Origin of the sequence: Longimicrobium sp., from assembly GCA_036389795.1 — a bacterium.
Taxonomy (GTDB): domain Bacteria; phylum Gemmatimonadota; class Gemmatimonadetes; order Longimicrobiales; family Longimicrobiaceae; genus Longimicrobium.
This window is the reverse complement of record DASVWD010000274.1, coordinates 34,580-53,768: the sequence shown is the minus strand read 5'-3', so window position 1 is coordinate 53,768 and position 19,189 is coordinate 34,580. Positions and strand designations below refer to the sequence as shown.

Sequence of the window (19,189 nt, the reverse complement as noted above, 5' to 3'; positions counted from 1 at the left end):
AGTGCGAAAGTGGGCCGTGTGCCTAAACAGAGTTGACGGCCCTGGGAATCACCACAGTGGTGAGCAGTTCGCGCATGCTCCAGATGTGGTCAGTTAGTCCGGCCGCCATCGCAGGCGAGCGCTGATCCCACCGCCGGCCTGGCGTGCTGCTCGCCACGCGCAGACTGCGATGCGGCCGGGCCCAGTTATAGACCGCGTCTTCCCACGCGCAGGAGGCCTCCAGGTAATTCGCCTCCTTCGAGAAGGAGAGCGTCTTGCGCACAAGCCGGCCATTCATCTGCCGCGAGGTCAGCTGCGAGCGCTCGATGTAGGCCGTGTGCCCGCCCAGCGTGCCCACGACCTGCTTTGAATCTCCAAAGATCACCTCCACCCGCACCTCAAGCAGCCGACTACCGGAGCGGATCTTCTTCACCTGCAGGTACTGCCAGTCGGGCCGGGCCTGCTTGCGCGAGGCAGGACGACCCCACCCGCGGTAGGCGGGCACCTCTCCCCAGGTCTCGACCATCGCCTCTGCGTAGCGGCCCCTGGCATCGGTCGCCAGCGCGGGCGGTGCCGCCGGGTGCATCTGCTTGAGCATCTGCATCAGCAGCCATGCCGACTCGCCCTCTGTCTTCGTGATCGCACGCCCCACCCGCAGGCGCGTATCCATGTCGATCACCCGATTGATCCAGAAGCTGCCGCTGTCTTCCTCCTCCGCGCGCCCCCTTTTTCGCCCTTGTGCCTGACGAAGGCCCAGAGCGCATCCAGTTGGGCCCGCGTAATCCGGTGGTGTCTTTGGAGCAGTTGCTCGATCAGCTGCACGTACGCGGCCGCCTTCAGCAGCCACGCCAGCACGGTGGACGGCTTCACCTCCAGCACCCGGGCAACGCCCCGCACGCTCGGCCGCTCACACAGCATTGCCAGCGCCTGGAGCATCTTCTCCGGATGGTGAACTCCGTGGAATGGCGTCCCCCGTGTGGCCACGAACACCTTTCCGCACGCCTTGCACTGGAAGCGCTGAACTCCCTGTCTCGTCTTGCCGTACTTCCGGAGGTTGCCCTTCCCCACCACCCCGTACAGCGCACACGCCTCGTTCCAGCAGAAGCTGCCGGACTCCGCCACCTCCAAGGGCTCGGACATGAGTCACCACGGCAAAAGGATTTGCCGGTGTGGGGACACCGTGTCCAGTCTGCACCTTTCCGTCCAGTCTGTCAACTCCGTTCAGGCACACGACCCGAAAGTGCGAAAGTGCGAAAGCGAGGGTACCTCGAGAATCGCCTCGTGTCCGTTTCGCTGTTGAAGCCTCACGCGGTTTGTGAGGCTTTCTGTCGTTGTAGCCTCCCTGGGTCCAGGATACGGGTGGGACACGAGAGCCCCGGCAGGGACCGCAGTTTGTCCCAGCGGCGCCCCATTTTTCCCGTCAACGTCGTAAGAATTGATCGTGTAACCCTTGCGGCTGCCGAATGATACGCGTTATGGCGCGATGCGGCCCGGTGCTTGCTTGGGGAGGGGCGTCCCTCGGGAAAAATACGCCACTCGAGCTCCTCGCCCAGATGACGCCTGAGAGCAAGCACCTCGTGCAGGAGACCTGGGAGCGCGTGCTGCCGGACGGCGGCCGCTTCGCCGACACGTTCATGGACCGGCTGCTGGCGCTGGACCCGCCGCTCCGCTCCCTTCTCGCCGAGCCCGACCGGAGCGAGGCGGGCCGGCGCCTGGTGCGCACACTCACCGCCACGGTGCGGGGGCTGGGAGAGGAGTGGGCCCCCGCCGACGGATCTTCCCCCGCTCACCTTGCCGAAGAGGCGCGGCAGGCGCGGGTGGACCAGGCGCTGCTCTGGACGCTGGAGCAGATGCTGGGCGAGGGCCTCCCGCCCGAGGGGCGCGCGGCGTGGACGGACTTCCTCGCCGCGCACGGGGCCGCCATCCGCCTGGCGGTCCTGGGAGAGACGGCCCCGCCCCGGGGGCTGATGTCGGCGCGGCACCGCTTCATGCAGGCGGGGAGCTGATCCCACCACCGATCCGCCCCGCGGCAGACGGCCGGCGCGCGCCGCATCTTGCGCCGGCGCGCGGGGTTGACGCTCTCCGGGGCTCGCGGTAGCTTTCGCGCACCATGCCCAGACCTACTCCCGCGCAGACGCGCGCCCCGGCCTCCACGCCGGCCGACACCGAAGGCTCGCTGCGGTTCTCGCCGCTCAACCTGGCGCTGCTCGCGGCCGGGCTGGTGGCCATCGTCGCCGGCTACATGCTGCTCTCGGGCGGCGACACCGTGGCCGCGCCGCTCCTGCTGGTCCTCGGCTACGCCGTGCTGATCCCGCTGGGGATCATCCTCTAGCAGCCGGCCCGTCCGGGCGCTTAGCTCAGCTGGTCCAGAGCACCTGTCTTACACACAGGGGGTCGGGGGTTCGAATCCCTCAGCGCCCACTCGCGGAGTCCGTGGCATCCTCACGGGCTCCGGTTTTTTATGGGATGGACAGCGGCCCCTTTCCAGCACTCCGCGTCACGCGCTGCGGGAAGGGGTTACGCGTTTGGCGACAAGTGTTTAGCTTCGTCGCGCGGCGTCGCTCACCCAACCCTCCGTGGTGCCGCTCCCACCCCCTTCGATCCCCAACGAGGAAGTGTCTCATGATAAAGATGAAGCTGAACGTGGACGAGCTGCACGTGGAGTCGTTTGCGATCGTGGCCGAGGCGGCGGAGAACGGCACCGTGAAGGGGCACGAGGCTCCCACCGCCCCGCATCCGACCTGCGACCGTACCTGCGGCGACACCTGCCAGACCTACGCCTGCGCGTGTCTCGTCAGCGTCGGCCCCACGTACTGCTTCTGCGAAGACGACACGGTTCCGCTGCCGTAACGGGGGGCGGTCCGCGTCCCACTTCCACAGCAAAGGCGCCCGCGCGGGCGCCTTTCGCGTTCCGGCTCGCTCCCCCGCCTTCCTGTAGATCCGCGGCTGAGCTGATTGCCATCGTCGCCGGCTACCTGCTGCATTCGGGCGGCGACATCGTGCCGCGCCGCTCCTGCCGGTCCTCGGCAAATCAGCCCTGGCGGAGCGAGTCTTTCACGAAACTATTTACCCGCCTCCGCGGCGGCTCTATCTTTTGCCTGGAGACTTTCCTCCTGCTCACTCGCGTTCCCCAGGGCTGGCCACGATGGCCACAAGAGACTCCAGGCTCCTGTCCTGGCTCGTTTTCCTGCTCGGCGCGGGGGTGCTCGCGGCCGTGGTCTGGGCACGCATTGCGGGCACCGGCACGGGATGGAGAGGAGACCTCGTCGGCCTGCCCGTCGGGGAGCTGCCGGTGACGGAGATGGGCGGAGGCGATGCCGAGGTCACGCATCCGGCCACGATCTATTTCTTCGAGACCAGCTGCATTCCCTGCGGCCCGGCCACCCGGGAGCTCAACCGGTTCTCCGCCCGCCGTCGCGAGGGCGCCCTCCCGCTCTTCGCGATCACCAACAGCCTCGCCTTCTCGCGCGACAGCGCACTCGCGTTCTCCCGGGCGGTGCGGACACTGCGGCTGCGCCGCAGTACGCCAGAGCTGCGAATCGTCCGCGAGCTCCCGCTGATCGTCCGGACCGACGCCCGGGGCCGCATCGTCAGGGCGTACGTCGGGATCCCCGGCGCCGACGCCCTGGACGTGCTCGGCTATCCGTGGCAGGCGAGCGCCACGGGGAGATGAAGGTCGAGCTGACTGCTCTACCGCTCACCGTAGGAGGGACCCATGTCGCACAGGAGACTGCGGGGACTCGCGCTCGCGTTCGTGGCGGCCGCCGGACTGCTCGCCGCGACGCCGGCTCATGCGTGCCACCTGGCCACCGGCTGGTGCTGCGTCGAGATGCAGGGCGGGGGATACTACTGCTGCTACTTCCGGAACGACGTTCTCGACCAGTCCTCCTGCGGTGCTTTACGATGAAAGTCCCGGGGCGCGCCGCAGGACCATGGCTCGGCCGGCCGGCGGGAGGCGCCCGTCGGCCGGGGAGGCCGGCGCGCGCCGTCGGCGCCCTCTGTGCGCTGGCCGTGGGGGCCGCCTGCTCGGATGCGGGGGGGAAGACGAGGGCCCTGGCCGGGGGCGACTTCGCCGGGAGGTGCGAGGAGGCCGTGCGCGCCGCCCGTCCCACTCCGGTGAAGGCGCTGGCGTGGCAGCCCGTCCGCACGGGGAAGTTCGCGGACGAGCAGGAGCACCCTCTGGGCCGGATCGTCGGGGCGGTGTGGCACCCGGGGCAGCGCAGGCTCTACGTGCTGGACGGGCTCAACGGCGGCGTAAGCGTCTACGACTCCGCGGGCGAGCGCGTGGGCGGCTTCGGCAGGACGGGCGGGGGACCGGGAGAGTTCGAAGAGCTCGGAGGCGCCCACGGCGCGCGGGCGGCCTACAACCAGATCACGCTGCTGGGCACCCGCCACCTCGCCGTGCTGGAGTCCGGGCTGCTCCACGTCTTCGAGGTGGACGGCCGGTTCGTCCAGCGCGTGAGGACGATGGGGGAGCAGGCCGGCCCTTTCGCCGTGCTGCAGCTCGCGGGGATCTCGGACCGCGCCGTCCTGTTCGCGAAGACGGGCGCCATGGAGCTGGGCACCCGTGAGCGCGACGAGCGTACGGCGCTGCGCCTCCTCCAGGCTTCCCTCGAAGGCACGAGCATCGACACCGCCGAGTTCGGCCGGCTGCGCAACAACCTGAACCGGCTTCCGCCGTTCGACGGCTTTCCACCCCCCGACCCTTACATCGAGTACTACCGCCGGACCTGGGACGCCATCCCGGGGGTGCTCGCCGTGGCTTCGCAGTTCCTCCCTGGCGTCTGCTTCTTCGACGCGGGCGGAAGGCTGCTGCGGGTAGAGCGGGTGGACGCGAAGGTGTTCGAAGTCGACCGCGCCGAGCGCAGCCGCGTGCTCGCCGGGTTCCGCCGCGTGGGGGGCGAGCGGATGCCCATGATCAACAAGCGCTGGGAAGACCACTACCGTGCCTGGCCCGCCACCGTGCCGCCCTACGCCGACCTGGCGCTGGCCGGCGACAGCGTGGCCTGGCTGGAGCGGCCCCGCCCCGGGCGGAAGTCCGTGGTGGACGTCTACCACCTCGCGCGCGGCTACCTGGGCTCGCTGGACCCGCCGTGGGAGCGGCTGCCTCTCGCGTTCTCTCCCGGCTGCGCCTACGTGGTGGAGCAGGAGGTCCCGGCGGAGGTGCGAGGCGAGAACTACTTCTACGGTCTGGAGCGCTGGTGCTGGCCAGGCGCCGCGTCCGGACGCCGAAGCAGTGACCCGTAAAAGGAAGAAAGAATGAGGCTCTGGATGGTCGTGGCGCTGGCGGGGCCTCTGTACGCGGCCGTCCCCGCCTTGGCGCAGGGGCACGGCGGACACTCGCACGGCGCGGAGGGCCAGGGAGGCCACGGCGATACGGGCGACATCCGCGCCGCGCTGCGCCTGCTCGCCGCCTACCAGGCCCACTATCGCGCCGGCCACGGCCGCTACGCCGCCACGCTCCAGGAGCTGGGCTTTCCGCGGCTCCAGGGAATCGAGCTGCGGCTTACCTCGGCGGACGGCCACGGGTACGCCGCCGTGTCTAGCTCCCCCACCGAGGAGTGCGTCTTTTTCCAGGGCAGCGCCCGCTCGCCCCGCGAGTACGCGACCAAGCCGAACCGGGTGAGCTGCCGTGCCCTGCCCGCCCGCGGCGGCAGGGGAGGATAGCGCCGGCCTCCCCCGCTCGCACCCGTGAGCCGATCCAGGAAAGGCCCCGCGGCAGTTCGCCGCGGGGCCTTTCTCCTTCCTCCGTCGATGCGGGGCGTTGCCGGAGCGCTACGGGTCGCGCCGCGCGCGGACGTCGAGGGTGCTGTCGGCCAGGTTGACGGTGAGGTGGTAGGTGAAGCGCCCGCTCCCCAGCGGCGTCTCGCCCACGTAGTCGATCGGCTGCAGCACCAGACGCTGGCCCTGCACGGTCGCCTCGATGTAGGCGTAGCGGTAGGCGCGGTCGGCCTGCCGGTAGGCGGTGGTGCCGCCCGCGGGCACGTCGCCGTAGACCACCCTCTGCCTGAAGAAGTCCACCACCACCGAGTCGAGGTCGAACGCGCTCGCGTTGCGGATCCGCACCAGCGTCGCGCCCGGCGGGGCGTCCGGCTCCTCTCCCAGGCCGGGCGGCACGCCGCACCCGGCGAAAAAGGCTACAGCCAGCAGCAGGACCGGGGCGGAACGCGGGAGTCGCATCGGCACGTCGCACCTCCTCTGAGCCATGACCCTCGGAGAACGTCCCCGCCGGCTCCCGGCTGACGGCCCGGGCGCGGAGCCGCTCAGACCACGGCGGCGGCGGCCGGAGCCAGCTCCGACGTGCAGAAGGGGCAGCGCACCGCCTGCACGTTCACGCGCGAGCGGCAGAAGGGGCAGTCCTTCTCGGTGGGCTCCGGCGGCGCGGCTGCGTCCCTGGCGCGCGTGCGCTCGTACGCCTTCACCAGCAGGTACACGGCGAAGGCGGTGAGCAGGAACACCAGCACGTTGTTGATGAACTGGCCGTAGCGGATCATCGGCGCGCCCTCGCGCACCGCCTCCTCGTACGTGGCGTAGCTCTGGCCGGAGAGGTTGATGTAGAGGCTCTTGAAGTCCACGCCCCCGGTCAGCTTGCCGATCGGCGGCATCAGCACGTCGTCGACGAACGACTTGACCACCGTGGCGAACGCGGCGCCGATGATGACGCCCACCGCCAGGTCGACCACGTTGCCGCGGGCGACGAACTTCCGGAAATCGCTGAGCATGCAGGCACCTCCGCAAGGGGTGGGGAAGAGCTTCGCCGCCGCAGATGGACATAGGATGCACACCATGCGTCGCGGGGGCAATGAAGACGGACGCCTGAGCGGACGATCCCCCCGTAACCGCGCAAAGAAACCGCGCGCCGGATGCCGTTGAAGCCTCGCGCAGTCGGCGAGGCTTTCCGTAGTTCCAGCGAGTGTCTTCAGGCACTCGCGACCCGGCGCCGCGATCCCCCCGCACTTCGCACTTCGCACTTCGCACTCCCCCCACCTTCGCAATCCGGGAGAAGACAGCCTCGGCGCCGACATGGAAGTTTCGACTCCCGCGTTTTCCGGCCCCAGCCAACCCGGAGGTGAGGATGAGCCAGAGCGAGCCGCTGGTCTACCAGGTGGACGTCGCCGCCCCGCCGGACCAGGTGTGGCGGTCGCTCACCGACCCGGAGCTCACGCGGCAGTACTACTTCGACACGCGCGTGGAGAGCGACTGGACGCCGGGCTCGGGGGTGGCGTACCGCAACGCCGAGGGCGGGGTGGACCTGGAGGGCGAGGTGATCGAGTTCGACCCGCCGCGGCGGCTGGTGACCACCTTCAAGCCCGCCTGGGCCCCCGCGGTCGAGGGCGCGCCCCCCTCCACCGTGGCGTGGGAGGTCGAGCCGGCGGGAGAGGGGAGCCGCCTCACCCTCACGCACCGCGGCGCCGACCCGGAGATGGCCGAGATGCTGGACGGCTCGTGGCGGCAGGCGCTCGCCGGGCTCAAGGGCGTGCTGGAGGGCGAGCCGGCGCCGGCGGGGTAAGGCGCGCGGGCGAAAGCCGGCAAGCGCGGAGAAGCCGCGCCCCGGCCGGGCGGCTAGCATGGGCCACGCCGGCGGCGGACCCGGGGCGTCCGCCGTCCGCACGGGGCGCAAGACCACCGGAAAAGGAGCAAACCATGGCCACCACAGCGGAAGACCTGTCGAGAATCATCGAGATCCCCCCGCGCCGCGAGCACGGGCCCACGCCGGCGGGGCTCATCCCCAACCCCAAGAGCCTGTCGGAGTTGCGCGTGCTGCGCATGCCGCAGGGCGGGCTCGACCGGCTGAGCTTCGTCACCTGGGACACCATCGAGGTGCTGGGCCACGGCGAGGACACCATCGAGTTCCGCGGCTACTACGTGATCGACCGCGAGGACCCCACCTCGGCCGACTGGGGCGAGGCGTCGGTGAACATCCACATGCGCGAGCTGAACGTGAACGGCGTGAGCCCGAAGTTCGGCCGCATCCGCGCCAGCACCAACGACGCGTACCGCCCCTCGGGCGGGCAGGTGAAGGCCGGCACCATCCACGCCTTCGCCGACGGCCCCAAGCTGTGCATGATGCTGGGGCACATGAAGTTCGAGCTGTTCGACGCCGGGATCACCGTCTTCAACAAGGAGCCGATCGTCCTGGAGCACCTGATCACCCACATCCCCCCGATCGGGCAGGGCGGCGGCACGCGCGGGCGCGTGGAGGTGCCGCTCTACCGCATGGACGACCCCGACGGCGAGCCCGTGGCGATCCTGCGGCAGGTGAAGACGCACATCGGCGCCTGGCTGGAGTAGCGGCTGAGACCGCCGGCCCGCGCCCGTCCGACCCGCCGCCGGCGGATCGCGCGGAGGGCGCGGGCCGCGGCGCAGGCCACCCCTCCGGCACGCGGCCGCGAGGGACGAGCAACCGTGCACCCGGGCGGCTCCCGACATGCTGCGGACGGCCGAGGACTCCATGCCACAGGCATCGCTCAGCCTGGAGCGGACCCCGCCGCGCTCCGAGGACCCCGCGCTCACCGGGGGCCTCGGCGCGGCGGTGGAGGCGCTCCTCCCCGCGCTGGAGGCGTTCAACCGCTTCGACACCCCGGAGCGGACGGGGGCCAGCCGCGCCGAGTGGGCCGCCCGCCTCGACGAGCCGCTCCCCGAGGCCGGCGCGGGGCCCGACGCGGTGCTCGCCGCCCTGCGCGACGTGGTGATCCCCCACGGCCTGCGCGCCGGCGCCCCCGGCTTCTCCGGCTGGGTGGCGACGGCGCCCACCACCATCCCCGCGGCCGCGCACCTGGCGGCGGCGGTGGCGGGGCCGCTGGCGGTCGGCGTCCAGGCGTTCAACCTCCTGGAGGCGGTGGGGCTACGCTGGCTGCGCGACCTGCTGGGGCTGCCGGAGACGCACCAGGGGCTCTTCACCAGCGGCGGGTCGGTGGCCAACCTGGTCGGCCTGGGCGCGGCCCGGCAGCGCGCGGGCGAGCGGCTGGGCACCGACCCCTCGCGCGACGGGGCGGCCGGCATCCCCGGCCCCCGCATCTACGCCTCCGGCGAGGTGCACCACTGCATCCACCGCGCGGCCGGCGTGCTGGGGCTGGGACGGCGCGCCGTCGTCACCATTCCGGTCGACGACGGCCTGCGGATCGACCTGGACGCGCTCCGGCGGCGGCTCGACGCCGACCTGGCGGCGGGGTGCACGCCGGTGGCCCTGGTGGCGAGCGCGGGGACGATCAGCGCGGGGACGGTGGACCCGCTCCCGGCGCTGGCCGCGCTGGCCCGCGAGTACGACACCTGGCTGCACGTGGACGGCGCCTACGGGCTCCTGGGCGTGCTGGACCCCGAGGTGGCCCCCCTCTACGGCGACCTGGGGGAGTGCGACTCGCTGGTGGCCGACCCCCACAAGTGGCTGGCCACGTCGATGGGGATCGGCTGCGCGTTCGTGCGCGACGCGGGGCTGCTGGAGCGCGCCTTCACCCTGGGGCCCGCCGTCTACGTGGAGGGCTCGCAGCCGATGCGCCTGCCCCCGCCCGACATGCCCGTGGCCTCGCAGTTCGACGGGCTGGGCTACGCGTTCCACCACTTCGGGGTGGAGCACACGCTCCCCTCGCGCGGGGTGGAGGTGTGGGCGCTGCTCAAGGAGATCGGCGCCGAGGGGGTGCGCGCCCGGGTGCGCCGGCACAACCAGTACGCGCGCTACCTGGCCGAGCGCGTCCGCCGCTCGCCGGTGCTGGAGCTGATGGCGCCGGTCACCCTCTCCACCGTCTGCTTCCGCTACGTCCCCGAGGCGCTGCGGGGGCGCCCCGGCGCCGAAGCCGCCGCGGCGCTCGACGCGCTCAACCGCGAGGTGCTGGGGCGGGTGCGCTCGCGCGGGCGGCTGGCGCCCTCGGGGACGTCGGTGCGCGGCGCGTTCGTGATCCGCCCGTGCTTCGTGGGCCCGCGCACCACGCTGGCCGACGTCGACGCGCTGGCCGACGAGGTGGAGGCGTGCGGCGCCGAAGCGTGGGCCGCGGGGCCGGCCGAGTAGAGAGACGCGCCGGGCGCGGCGCCGGGCCGGCGGCGCGCCCTTCCTCACCCTGAGCGAAAAGGAACTTCAGCATGGCGGATGTAACCAACGAGCACATCGCCCGGGCCGTCTACCGGCTCGGCTCCGGCCGCGCCGACAAGCGCTTCCGGCTGAGTAAGGGGGAGGCCGAGAAGGAGTGGAAGGAGCATGGTCACCCGCGCTCCGGACAGACGACGCTGAACATGCCCGGCGGCGGCCCGTCCGGCGCGCGCATCCCGGTGCGGCCGGTGGGGGGCGCGCCGCTGCAGAGCGGGAGCGTGGTGGACACCTTCATGGAGGGGCCCAACAACTTCGCCATCGAGCGCTACCAGCTCAACGGCGCCGATCCCAACGCCAGCTACACGGTGAACCTGATCATCTCGCTCTTCGTTTCCGACTGCTCCGGGCAGGCGATCACCCAGCCGGCGCCGGTGCAGCTCACCACCAACGCGCAGGGGAACGGGCAGGCGTCCATCCGCGTGCCGCCGGAGTTCATCCCGCAGATCGCCAAGGGGCAGCTGAACAGCATCCGCTGGGAGTTCGTGAAGGACGGCGTGGTGCGCTACGACACCGAGTGCGTGGCGATCTTCGAGGACCTGGACGAGTCGCACGGGCTGGAGGGGTGAACGAGGAGCGCAAGGCGGGAGAAGCGGGCACGCGCGGGCGTGGGTACCGTGGTAGCGCACACGGCGCTACGGGGCACCGACCGACGACGACTTGAGAGGAGGCCGACATGCACGCGGGAGTCACGAGAGTCCGGTTCTCGCCGGAGAACGCCGACAAGGTGATCGCCGATCTGCGGGGGCAGATCCTGGACGAGCACAGGAAGCTGAAGAACGAGGGCCTCAAGGACGCCTTCTTCCTGGTGAACCGCGAGGCCGGAGAAGCGATCGGCGTGGCCCTCTGGGACGACCGGGGGAAGCTGGAGAAGCACGAGGGGAAGACCACCCGCCACGACCCCGGCGGCGTGCGCGACCCCGGCAAGGCGCCCACCGACTTCGCCAAGAAGCGCGCGAGGGCCGTCCAGGACGAGGGCGCCACCATGGAGAGCTCCGACTGGTACGAGGTGGTCGCCCGCACCTGACCCCGGCCCGCCCGGGAGCCAGGTCGGCAGCGGCGAGGGGCGCCCCGGCTCGGGGGCGCCCCTCGCCGCGTCCGCGAAATTCCTTGCCGTGACGATGGATTCCACCCGATCTTGCGGGAAGCGGATTGCATGGGCCGGTCCCTTCTTCGATACGTGTTCCGATCTCTCCCTTCATCCCCCGGAGGTCGCCATGAAACGCAAGCTGCTGCTGGGCGCGGCCGCCCTGGCCGTGCTGAACGCCCGTCCCGCGCTCGCGTGGGACGACTTCGGGCACAGCCTGGTCGCGCGGATCGCCTGGGAGAACATGACGCCGCAGGCCCGCGCGCGGGCGGTAGAGATCCTGCGCGGCGCGCCGTCGGGCTCGGGGCTGGGGCGCGGCTTCCCGCCCGGCACCCTCTCGCCCGAGCAGCAGGTGCGGCTCTTCGTGTCGGCGGCCACGTGGCCCGACGACATCAAGAGCGGCGGACACCCGGGGCACCGCTTCGACAACCGCAACCGCCACTTCGTCAACCTCTTCTGGGAGCAGCGGTTCGACTTCGGCCCGATCCGCGCCAGCAGCCGCGCGCCGTTCGGCGAGCTGCTGAACGACCTGCCGCGGCTGCGCACCGCGCTCACCGGCTCCGACCGCGGCGAGGCGGCGATGGCGCTCGCCTGGATCCTCCACCTGGTGGGCGACGTCCACCAGCCGCTCCACAGCAGCTCGCGCATCACGCCCCTGGACCGCGACGGCGACCGCGGAGGCAACGACTTCGGGGTGCGGGGGAGCACGGACAACCTGCACTCGTTCTGGGACGGCGTCGTCACGCGCAGCCGCCGCTGCCGCCCCGGCGAGGCGCCGCAGCCGTGCCTGGCGCGCGTGGCGCAGGAGATCGCGGGCGACCACCCCAGGGACGGGTTCGCCGCGCAGCTCGCCTCGGTCGACTTCCGCGCCTGGGCCGACGAGGGGCTCCGCCTGGCGCAACGCACCGTCTACCGCGCCCCGCTGCGCCGGAACCGGTTCGTGCCCGCCTCGTACGAGCGCCGGGCCGCCGCCACCGCGGACGCGCAGGTCGCCCTCGCCGGCTACCGCCTGGCCGACCTGCTGAACCGGGCGATCGGCTGATACGAAATCAGTAGAATCGGCCGGGGTTCGCCGTCATTCCGAGGCCCATCACACGGGACCAGCATCCGCACGAATGACCGCAGGGCCGAAGAATCTTCTCACCCTGCCAGGCAGGTCGGGCGCGGCAGCGGCACGGATGTCCGCTCGCTTCATCCCCCGATGGCACAGGCTGTTCATCCGGATCTGGCATGAGGCCTTCCGCGAGCCGAACGACCGAAGGGCCGGCCCCCGCGCGGGAGCCGGCCCTTCACTTCGCCGGTCCGGGGACGCGAGGATGCTCCTACCGCACCCGCCGATAGGTACCGAGGAAGGCGACGGTCCAGGTGCGGCCGCCGTCGGTGGAGGTCTCCCAGCGCTGGCGGACGGTGCCGTCGGGGAGCGGCGTCCAAGCGACGCGGTCGTGGATGCGGCCCCGGGGGCTGTCGCGCTCGCCGGTCATCACCATGCTGCCGTCCTCCAGCCCGCCGGAGATGTGGAGCACCAGGCCGCGGCTCCCCACCCACACCTGCATCCAGCGGCGGAGAACCGCGTCGTACGCGTTCAGGCTGGTGCCCACGGTGCCGTCGCCGCCGCGCCAGCTCTCCTGCACGCCGCACCCGTTCGCGATGCGGGTGATCTCGTTCTCGCCGACCGTCCGCCCGGCGGTGTCGGTGACGGTCCAGCGGCCCACCCAGAAGTCGAACTGGCGGTGCTCCGCGGCCGCGCACGCCGGAGGGGCGGCCTGCGCGCCGAGCGCGGCGGGGAGGAGGAGCGCGGCGCTGCCGAGCACGATGGCGGTGGTCCGTCGCATGGCTTCCTCTCGGAGGGAGGGAATGCAGGACAATCGGGGTTCGTGGGAGCGAAAGTATGGAGATGATCGGGAGAGGGACCTGCGGCGGGACGGGGCGAGCGGCGGCGGGGCAGGGCGTGCGGGGGAGACGGGAACACCTCGGCGCTTCGCGCGACTGAGGGCCACGTGGGAAAGGTCTTCCGCGTTCCGGAGGGCTTCGGCGCCGCCGGGGGGGCCCTCACCCGCCGCCTTAGAGCGGCAACCCTCTCCCAACTTCGGGAGAGGGTGGACTTTACGGGCCCGGTGCGGGAGAGCGGTTATGTAGTTGAAGCCTCGCTCGGCCTGAACCTTCTTCCGCGCTGATGCCCGGGCGAGGCTTTCCGTGGTTCCAGCGAGTGTCTTCAGGCACTCGCAACCGGGCACTCGCGCGAAGGGCGGCTACGCCAGCGGCCGCAGCAGCGAGTCGCGGAAGCTGCGGCTGACGCGGAGCTGGCGGCCGTCTTCGAGGATGGCGATGTAGTCGCCGCCGAACCACGGCTGCACCTCGCGGATGCGGTCGACGTTCACCACCGTCGAGCGGTGGATGCGGACGAAGCGCGCCGGGTCCAGCTGCCCGGCCAGGCCCGCCAACGTGGCGCGGATCAGGTGCGCCTGGCCGCCGGTGTGGATGCGCACGTAGTTCCCCGCCGCCTCGAACCAGTCCACCTCGTCGGCGCGCACGAAGCGGATGCGGTCCTTCACCTGCACCATCAGCCGCGTGACCGGGCGCGCCGCGCCGCCGCGCACCTCGCCCAAGAGCGCGTCCAGCCGGCGCCGGAGCTCGTCCTCGCCGCCGGGGCGCAACTGGCGGCGGGCGTGGCGCACCGCGTCGGCGAAGCGCGCGTCGTCGAAAGGCTTCAGCACGTAGTCGGCGGCGTGCACCTCGAAGGCGCGCAGGGCGTGCTCGTCGAAGGCGGTGACGAAGACCACGGCCGGCATGCGCTCCACCCCCACCCGCTCCACCACCCCGAAGCCGTCCAGCCCCGGCATCTGCACGTCCAGGAACACCAGGTCGGGGCGCTCGGCCAGGATCGCCTCCACGGCCTGCTCGCCGTCGGCGCACTCGCCCGCCACCTCGATGCCGGGCTGCCGCTCCAGCGCCAGCCGCACGCAGTCGCGCGCCAGCGGCTCGTCGTCCACGATCAGCGCCCGCACCACGGGCTCGGGGGCGGGCTCAGGCGACGCAGGCATCGGAATTCTCCTGGGCGGAAAGCGGGAGCGTGACCACGGCGCGGGTGCCGCCGCCCGGCGCGGCCTCCAGCCTGAGCGCGGCACGCTCGCCGTAGAGGCGCGTCAGGCGCTCGCGGGTGTTCTTGAGCCCCACGCCGCCGCCGCGCACCACGGCGCCGGGGCCGGGGCCGGTGTCGCTCACCTCCAGCACCAGCTCGCCGCCCCGCCGCGCGGCGCGGATCGCCAGCCGCCCCGGGCCGGGCTGGAGGGCGATGCCGTGGCGGACGGCGTTCTCCACCAGCGGCTGCAGCACCAGCGAGGGAACGGGGTGGTGCAGGAGCGGCGCGGGCACGTCCACCTCCACCGTCAGCCGGTCGTGGAAGCGCACGCGCTCGATCTCCAGGTAGCGCCGCAGGAAGTCGAGCTCCAGCTCCAGCGGCACCTCCTGCTCGCGCTGCCCCAGGGTAATGCGCAGCAGCTCGCCGAGCGTGGCCAGCACGCCCACGGCCTGGTCGTTCTCGCGCCGCCGCACCAGCCCGGCCACCGAGTTCAGCGTGTTGAAGAGGAAGTGCGGGTTGAGCTCCATCCGGAGTGCGCTGAGCCGCGCCTCGGTGACCGAGGCCTCGAGCCGCGCGGCGCGCACGGCCAGCCGCGCCGCCTCCAGCTCGCGCTCGCGGTAGCGGCGGCGGTAGTCGAGGGCGGTGTACGCGCCCACGATGGCCCAGTAGACCATCACGTCGGAGATCAGGTACCCGGACGCGATCTGCTCCAGGGTGCCGCGGAAGGTGCCCTCGGAGGCGTGGCGGCCGACCACGAGCCACCACGCGCCGGTGCCCGCCACGATGTGCACCAGCGCGATGGGGACGGCGCAGGCGAAGTGCAGCAGGGCGCTCCTCACCAGGCGCCCGGAGGTGAGCGGGAAGAGGCGCGCGTGCAGGAACACCAGCGGGGTGAAGAGCGCCCACACGTGCCACCACGGCACGTTCGCGGCGAGTAGCCGCAGCCAGTTGCGCCCCTCGTCGACGATGGAGGGCGAGAAGTACGTCTTGACCGATTCCAGCACCCCCACCGCCGTCCAGAACGCCAGCACCAGCAGCCACTCGCGCCACGACAGGCCCAGCGGCCCGCCGCGGCCGGGCTCCGCGCGCACCTCCGCGGGGCCGCCTGCGGCGGGAAGCGTCGGGTCGGTGGCGAGCGTGGCGGCGTCCATGGCGGCGTCGGTGCGGGGATCCCTGCCGAATGGGGCACGCTAGCCGCCGCGGTGACGATCCGTGGGTGGCGAGGGACGAGTCGCCGGCCGCGTGTGACGAAGCGCGCGGAGGCGGTGACGAGCCGTGCGGCGGCGGGAGGCGGTCAGCGCCGGTGGAGGCGCAGCGGGACGATGGTCTCGCCCCAGTGCAGCGCCAGCACCGCGCTGTCGCCGGTGGCGACGGGGAACCAGAAGGCGAGCGTCTCCACGTGCGGTCCGCGCTGGGGGCGGACGCGCAGGCGCAGGGCGTCGCGGTACGCGCCGGGGTAGGGCGTGTGGTAGACGTCCGCCGCGCGGCTGAAGATCACCGTCCACTCGGCGGGGCCGGGGACGGCCCACAGGCTGTACTCGCCCCGGCGCAGCACGTGGCCCTCGACGAGCAGGTCGCGCGTGGTCGTGATCTTCGTGGCCTCGTCGGCGCCGGGGTCCCACACCGAGTCCCACGGCACGATCCCGCCGAAGAGCGCCCGCCCGCGCGCCGAGGGCCGGTTGTACGTCACCGTCACCTTCGCCGCGCCGATGCGCTGCACCACCATCGCGGGCTGGCTCTTCCGCTTCGCCCCCGACGGCACCGAGTTGCAGGCGGCGAGGAGGAAGAGGACCAGGAGGATCAGGCGGTGCATGGCCGTCGGCGGTGGAGAGGCGAAGACGTGGAGCGGGTGGACGGGATCTACCATAGCGGCGGGCGCCGGGCGGCTCAACGGTGGCGTTGCGGGGCGCGGATGCCGCAGCGAGTGGGGACTCCCCGCCCCGGCCGCGAGGACACGACCCGTGCCCGTGCGCCTCAACTCCCCGTTTCGACGAGACTTGCGTGAATTCGCCCCCGGTGCACGGCTGATGCTGGGAGACCTGTCGCGGTGTGATGCGGGGATCCTTTCATTCAGCGGAGGAAATCATGAGAACCCGGATGATGTTCGCCACGGCGGCGCTCCTCGCGGGCGCGGCCGTGGCGCCGGCACGGGCTTCGGCCCAGGCGTTCGAGTACGCGGTGAAGGTGGTCTGCGGCTCTCCCGACTTCGTTCAGCTCGCGCCCGGGCGCTACTTCACCACGGTCAACGTCCACAGCCCCGACAGCACGGAGTTCCGCTTCAAGGTCGCCACGACGCGGCGGCTGGACCCGGGTCTCGTCACCCCCTTCCGGAGCGTCCGGCTGCGCCCCGACCAGGCGGTCGAGATCGACTGCCGCATGGTGCAGTCGATGACCAACGCGGGATTCGTGGAAGGCTTCGTCGTGATCCAGAGCCGGGTGGAGCTGGACGTGGTCGCGGCCTACACGGCGGGAGCCTCGGGAGGGAACGTGACGACGATGGACATCGAGCGGGTGCAGCCGCGCAGGCTTCAGTAAGTACGAGAGTACGGAAGTACGAAGGTCCAGGGATGCGGCCGCCCCGCCACGAGCGGGGCGGCCGCATCCCCACGGCAGGACGCGACGGCCCGCACCCGCCGCGCTCCCGCTCGCCCGCCGCTCCCGCGGCTCATCCCTCCGGCGTGGCTCTCCTCACGCGAGGAGATCATTGATACAGCGCCGGGGACGAGCGCATTTTGTGTGATCCTTCCCCGTCGAGGAGTCCCGCACTTCGCACCTCGCACTTCGACACTCTCATGTCCCATATCGGCATCATCGGCGCAGGCATCAGCGGCCTCGTCACGGCCAAGACGTTCCTGGAAGACGGGCACGACGTCACCGTCTTCGAGAAGGACGACGAGGTGGGCGGGGTGTGGACTCGCTCGCGGCGCTACCCGGGCGTCACCACGCAGAACCCGCGCGACACCTACGCCTTCTCCGACTTCCCCATGCCGGCCGGCTACCCCGACTGGCCCGCCGGCGAGCAGGTGCAGGCGTACCTGGCGGCGTACGCGGACCGCTTCGGGGTGACGCCCCGCCTGCGCCTGGGCACCCGCGTGGACGAGGCGCGCCCCCGCGCCGGCGGCCGCGGCTGGACGCTGCGCGCGACGCGGCTGGCGGACGGGCGCGAGGAGACGCACGACGTCGACTGGCTGGTGGTCTGCAACGGCACCTTCAGCGACCCGTTCGTCCCCGACACGCCGGGGCGGGAGGAGTTCGAGGCCGCGGGCGGGCGGGTGCTGCACTCGACGCAGTTCCACGACGCGGCGGAGGTGACGGGAAAGCGCGTCGTCGTGGTGGGCCAGGCCAAGTCGGCCTCGGACGCGGCGTGCGCGGCCGTGGGACACGCGGCCCGGACCACCCTGCTCTTCCGCCGCGCGCACTGGAAGGTGCCGAAGTTCTTCTTCGGCTTCCTGCACCTGAAGTACGTGCTGGCCACGCGCTTCAGCGAGGACCTCTTCCGCTACCGGCGGCTCAAGGGGTTCGAGCGCGTCCTGCACGGCCCGGGGCGCCCCTTCGTCTGGCTCTTCTGGCGCGGGATCGAGCGGGTGCTGCGCGCCACCTTCCGCCTGGACCGGAACGGCCTGGCCCCCGACGCGCCGATCGAGGACATGGTGAGCTGCATGCTGAGCCTGGCGTCGGGCGGCATCTACGACCACGTGAACGCGGGGCGCCTGCAGGCGAGGAAGGGGGCGATCCGCCGCCTGGCTCCCGGCGCCGCGGAGCTGGAGGACGGCGGCCGCGTGGAGGCCGACGTGGTGGTGTTCGGCACCGGCTTCCGGCAGGGGGTGCCGTTCCTGGACGAGGAGGTGCGCGGCCGCCTGCTGGGCCCGGAGGGGAACTTCCGCCTGCACCGCAACATCCTGCCGCCGGACGTGCCGCGGCTGGGGTTCGTGGGCTACAACTCGAGCCTCTTCTCGCAGCTCACCAGCGAGGTGGGCGCGCGCTGGCTGGCCGAGCACGTGCGCGGCGACCTGGCGCTGCCACCGCGCGCGGAGATGGAGCGCGAGATCGACGCGCGGTGGGAGTGGCTCAAGGCCGAGCGGCCGCTGGGGCTGGCGCGCGGGACGTGCGTGGTCCCCTTCACCCTCCACTACCTGGACGAGCTGCTGGAGGACCTGGGGGCGCGGACCTGGCGCACGCGCAACCGGCTCAAGGAGTACCTGATGCCGCTGGACCCGGGCGTCTACGCGGACCTGCGCGCGGAGCTGGAGGCCCGGCGCCTGCGCCGGCGGGTGCCCCGCGAGCCGGCGCTCGCGCGGGGGGAGAAGGTCGGGGGCAAAGGCGGGTGAAGGGCGGCTGAAGCCGCGGCAACAACGGCAGGAAGCCTCACAGACTGCGTGAGGCTTCAACCGCAAGGGCGACACGGCGCGGGGTCGAGGTCCCGGATGCGGCGCGTCGTGGTCAGAAGATGGCGACGGCGAGGAAGAGCACGGTGATCACCAGCACGATCGCCACGATCGCCCCGGTCGGCAGGCTGAAGCGGCTGGCCTTGATGTCGCCCAGGTCGTCGCGCTCCAGCTCGGCGCCCGGGGGCCAGCGGTTGGGGTCGGGAGGGGCGGCCATCTACCCCTCCTCCGGGCCGCGGTCCCCGCCGCCGCGCTCTTCGCCGCCGGCCGGCGCGCCGCCCTCTTCGCGGCCGCGCAGGCTCTTCGCGGCGAGGTCGCGCTCGCGCTCGGTCCGCTCGGCGCGCTCGGGGGCGCCGGCTCCCGCGGGGTCCTGCCCGGCCACGTTGCTGTCACGGTCGTCCTGCATCGCTCTTCCTCCTGGGATCGGCCGGGGCGACCAGGGCGCAAGAGGCGTTCCCGCCGCGGTTTAAGCGCGGCGCAGCCGCGCCCCGCGTGAGGGATGCGCGCCCGGAGGGGCCGGGACCGTGGCGGCCGGGCAGTTTCGGCCGACGCGGGCCCGGCGCGGTTGGGCACAGTGGTAT

At 72.2% G+C, this 19,189-nt stretch carries 24 protein-coding genes, 1 tRNA gene and 1 pseudogene; 16 read left to right on the top strand and 10 right to left on the bottom strand.

Annotated elements, in window-relative coordinates; all coding sequences use genetic code 11:
* Positions 1 to 232 precede the first annotated feature (232 nt).
* Together VF746_31345 and VF746_31340 are read right to left on the bottom strand one after the other, a co-directional pair.
* A pseudogene (locus VF746_31345) lies at positions 233 to 322 on the bottom strand (IS1 family transposase).
* A 332-nt stretch (positions 323 to 654) separates the two neighbouring features.
* Positions 655 to 1,119, bottom strand: a complete 465-nt coding sequence (locus VF746_31340; protein HEX8696955.1) for a hypothetical protein — start codon at positions 1,117 to 1,119, stop codon at positions 655 to 657.
* Positions 1,120 to 1,532: 413 nt separating this feature from the next.
* Here VF746_31340 and VF746_31335 point away from each other — a divergent pair, with 413 nt between their 5' ends.
* The 8 genes from VF746_31335 to VF746_31300 all read left to right on the top strand — a co-directional run bounded on the left by VF746_31335 (position 1,533) and on the right by VF746_31300 (position 5,646).
* Positions 1,533 to 1,985 carry a hypothetical protein gene (locus VF746_31335; GenBank protein ID HEX8696954.1) on the top strand — a complete coding sequence of 151 codons (453 nt, stop codon included), beginning with the start codon at positions 1,533 to 1,535 and terminating at the stop codon, positions 1,983 to 1,985.
* A gap of 104 nt (positions 1,986 to 2,089) precedes the next feature.
* Complete coding sequence (locus VF746_31330; protein ID HEX8696953.1) at positions 2,090 to 2,311, top strand: hypothetical protein; 222 nt, start codon at positions 2,090 to 2,092, stop codon at positions 2,309 to 2,311.
* Positions 2,312 to 2,325: 14 nt separating this feature from the next.
* Positions 2,326 to 2,400, top strand: a tRNA-Val gene (locus VF746_31325).
* Positions 2,401 to 2,601: 201 nt separating this feature from the next.
* On the top strand, positions 2,602 to 2,829 hold the full coding sequence (locus tag VF746_31320; protein HEX8696952.1) for a hypothetical protein: 228 nt from the start codon (positions 2,602 to 2,604) through the stop codon (positions 2,827 to 2,829).
* 295 nt (positions 2,830 to 3,124) lie between these two features.
* Positions 3,125 to 3,652 carry a hypothetical protein gene (locus VF746_31315; GenBank protein ID HEX8696951.1) on the top strand — a complete coding sequence of 176 codons (528 nt, stop codon included), beginning with the start codon at positions 3,125 to 3,127 and terminating at the stop codon, positions 3,650 to 3,652.
* Between the two features lie 42 nt (positions 3,653 to 3,694).
* Positions 3,695 to 3,886, top strand: a complete 192-nt coding sequence (locus VF746_31310; GenBank protein HEX8696950.1) for a hypothetical protein — start codon at positions 3,695 to 3,697, stop codon at positions 3,884 to 3,886.
* Entirely contained in the window at positions 3,883 to 5,226 is a 1,344-nt protein-coding gene (locus VF746_31305; protein HEX8696949.1) for a hypothetical protein, read from the top strand. The genes VF746_31310 and VF746_31305 overlap by 4 nt, the downstream gene beginning before the upstream one ends.
* Positions 5,227 to 5,238: 12 nt before the next feature.
* The gene (locus VF746_31300; protein HEX8696948.1) at positions 5,239 to 5,646 is read left to right on the top strand and encodes a hypothetical protein; all 408 of its coding nucleotides are present in this window, start codon (positions 5,239 to 5,241) and stop codon (positions 5,644 to 5,646) included.
* A 108-nt stretch (positions 5,647 to 5,754) separates the two neighbouring features.
* Here VF746_31300 and VF746_31295 read toward each other — a convergent pair whose 3' ends face one another.
* Together VF746_31295 and mscL are read right to left on the bottom strand one after the other, a co-directional pair.
* The gene (locus VF746_31295) at positions 5,755 to 6,159 is read right to left on the bottom strand and encodes a hypothetical protein (GenBank protein HEX8696947.1); all 405 of its coding nucleotides are present in this window, start codon (positions 6,157 to 6,159) and stop codon (positions 5,755 to 5,757) included.
* Between the two features lie 83 nt (positions 6,160 to 6,242).
* On the bottom strand, positions 6,243 to 6,701 hold the full coding sequence (gene mscL, locus VF746_31290; protein ID HEX8696946.1) for a large conductance mechanosensitive channel protein MscL: 459 nt from the start codon (positions 6,699 to 6,701) through the stop codon (positions 6,243 to 6,245).
* Between the two features lie 353 nt (positions 6,702 to 7,054).
* On the opposite strand from mscL, the gene VF746_31285 reads away from it, so the two are divergent.
* The 6 genes from VF746_31285 to VF746_31260 all read left to right on the top strand — a co-directional run bounded on the left by VF746_31285 (position 7,055) and on the right by VF746_31260 (position 12,186).
* The gene (locus VF746_31285; GenBank protein ID HEX8696945.1) at positions 7,055 to 7,489 is read left to right on the top strand and encodes an SRPBCC family protein; all 435 of its coding nucleotides are present in this window, start codon (positions 7,055 to 7,057) and stop codon (positions 7,487 to 7,489) included.
* Between the two features lie 134 nt (positions 7,490 to 7,623).
* Positions 7,624 to 8,271, top strand: coding sequence for a DUF6073 family protein (locus tag VF746_31280; GenBank protein HEX8696944.1), 648 nt, complete (start codon positions 7,624 to 7,626; stop codon positions 8,269 to 8,271).
* Between the two features lie 160 nt (positions 8,272 to 8,431).
* Positions 8,432 to 9,982, top strand: coding sequence for an aminotransferase class V-fold PLP-dependent enzyme (locus tag VF746_31275; GenBank protein ID HEX8696943.1), 1,551 nt, complete (start codon positions 8,432 to 8,434; stop codon positions 9,980 to 9,982).
* A gap of 71 nt (positions 9,983 to 10,053) precedes the next feature.
* Entirely contained in the window at positions 10,054 to 10,626 is a 573-nt protein-coding gene (locus VF746_31270) for a hypothetical protein (protein ID HEX8696942.1), read from the top strand.
* A gap of 107 nt (positions 10,627 to 10,733) precedes the next feature.
* The gene (locus tag VF746_31265; protein ID HEX8696941.1) at positions 10,734 to 11,084 is read left to right on the top strand and encodes a hypothetical protein; all 351 of its coding nucleotides are present in this window, start codon (positions 10,734 to 10,736) and stop codon (positions 11,082 to 11,084) included.
* Positions 11,085 to 11,274: 190 nt separating this feature from the next.
* Positions 11,275 to 12,186, top strand: a complete 912-nt coding sequence (locus VF746_31260) for a S1/P1 nuclease (protein ID HEX8696940.1) — start codon at positions 11,275 to 11,277, stop codon at positions 12,184 to 12,186.
* 280 nt (positions 12,187 to 12,466) lie between these two features.
* On the opposite strand, the gene VF746_31255 is transcribed toward VF746_31260, so the two are convergent.
* The 4 genes from VF746_31255 to VF746_31240 form a co-directional block, all read right to left on the bottom strand.
* Positions 12,467 to 12,976 (bottom strand): hypothetical protein, encoded by a 510-nt coding sequence (locus tag VF746_31255; GenBank protein HEX8696939.1) that lies wholly within the window; start codon positions 12,974 to 12,976, stop codon positions 12,467 to 12,469.
* Between the two features lie 417 nt (positions 12,977 to 13,393).
* Complete coding sequence (locus VF746_31250; protein ID HEX8696938.1) at positions 13,394 to 14,185, bottom strand: LytTR family DNA-binding domain-containing protein; 792 nt, start codon at positions 14,183 to 14,185, stop codon at positions 13,394 to 13,396.
* Positions 14,169 to 15,374 carry a histidine kinase gene (locus VF746_31245; protein HEX8696937.1) on the bottom strand — a complete coding sequence of 402 codons (1,206 nt, stop codon included), beginning with the start codon at positions 15,372 to 15,374 and terminating at the stop codon, positions 14,169 to 14,171. Before VF746_31245 ends, VF746_31250 begins: the two co-directional genes overlap by 17 nt.
* A 143-nt stretch (positions 15,375 to 15,517) precedes the next feature.
* Positions 15,518 to 16,036 (bottom strand): DUF2911 domain-containing protein, encoded by a 519-nt coding sequence (locus VF746_31240; protein ID HEX8696936.1) that lies wholly within the window; start codon positions 16,034 to 16,036, stop codon positions 15,518 to 15,520.
* Positions 16,037 to 16,308: 272 nt separating this feature from the next.
* Here VF746_31240 and VF746_31235 point away from each other — a divergent pair, with 272 nt between their 5' ends.
* Together VF746_31235 and VF746_31230 are read left to right on the top strand one after the other, a co-directional pair.
* Positions 16,309 to 16,758: a hypothetical protein gene (locus VF746_31235; GenBank protein ID HEX8696935.1), complete on the top strand. Its 450-nt coding sequence runs from the start codon at positions 16,309 to 16,311 to the stop codon at positions 16,756 to 16,758.
* A 257-nt stretch (positions 16,759 to 17,015) separates the two neighbouring features.
* Positions 17,016 to 18,551, top strand: coding sequence for an NAD(P)/FAD-dependent oxidoreductase (locus VF746_31230; protein HEX8696934.1), 1,536 nt, complete (start codon positions 17,016 to 17,018; stop codon positions 18,549 to 18,551).
* A gap of 112 nt (positions 18,552 to 18,663) precedes the next feature.
* On the opposite strand, the gene VF746_31225 is transcribed toward VF746_31230, so the two are convergent.
* Positions 18,664 to 18,825 carry a hypothetical protein gene (locus tag VF746_31225; GenBank protein ID HEX8696933.1) on the bottom strand — a complete coding sequence of 54 codons (162 nt, stop codon included), beginning with the start codon at positions 18,823 to 18,825 and terminating at the stop codon, positions 18,664 to 18,666.
* A complete protein-coding gene (locus tag VF746_31220; GenBank protein ID HEX8696932.1) occupies positions 18,826 to 19,014 on the bottom strand; it encodes a hypothetical protein in 189 nt (62 codons plus the stop codon).
* Positions 19,015 to 19,189: the final 175 nt, after the last annotated feature.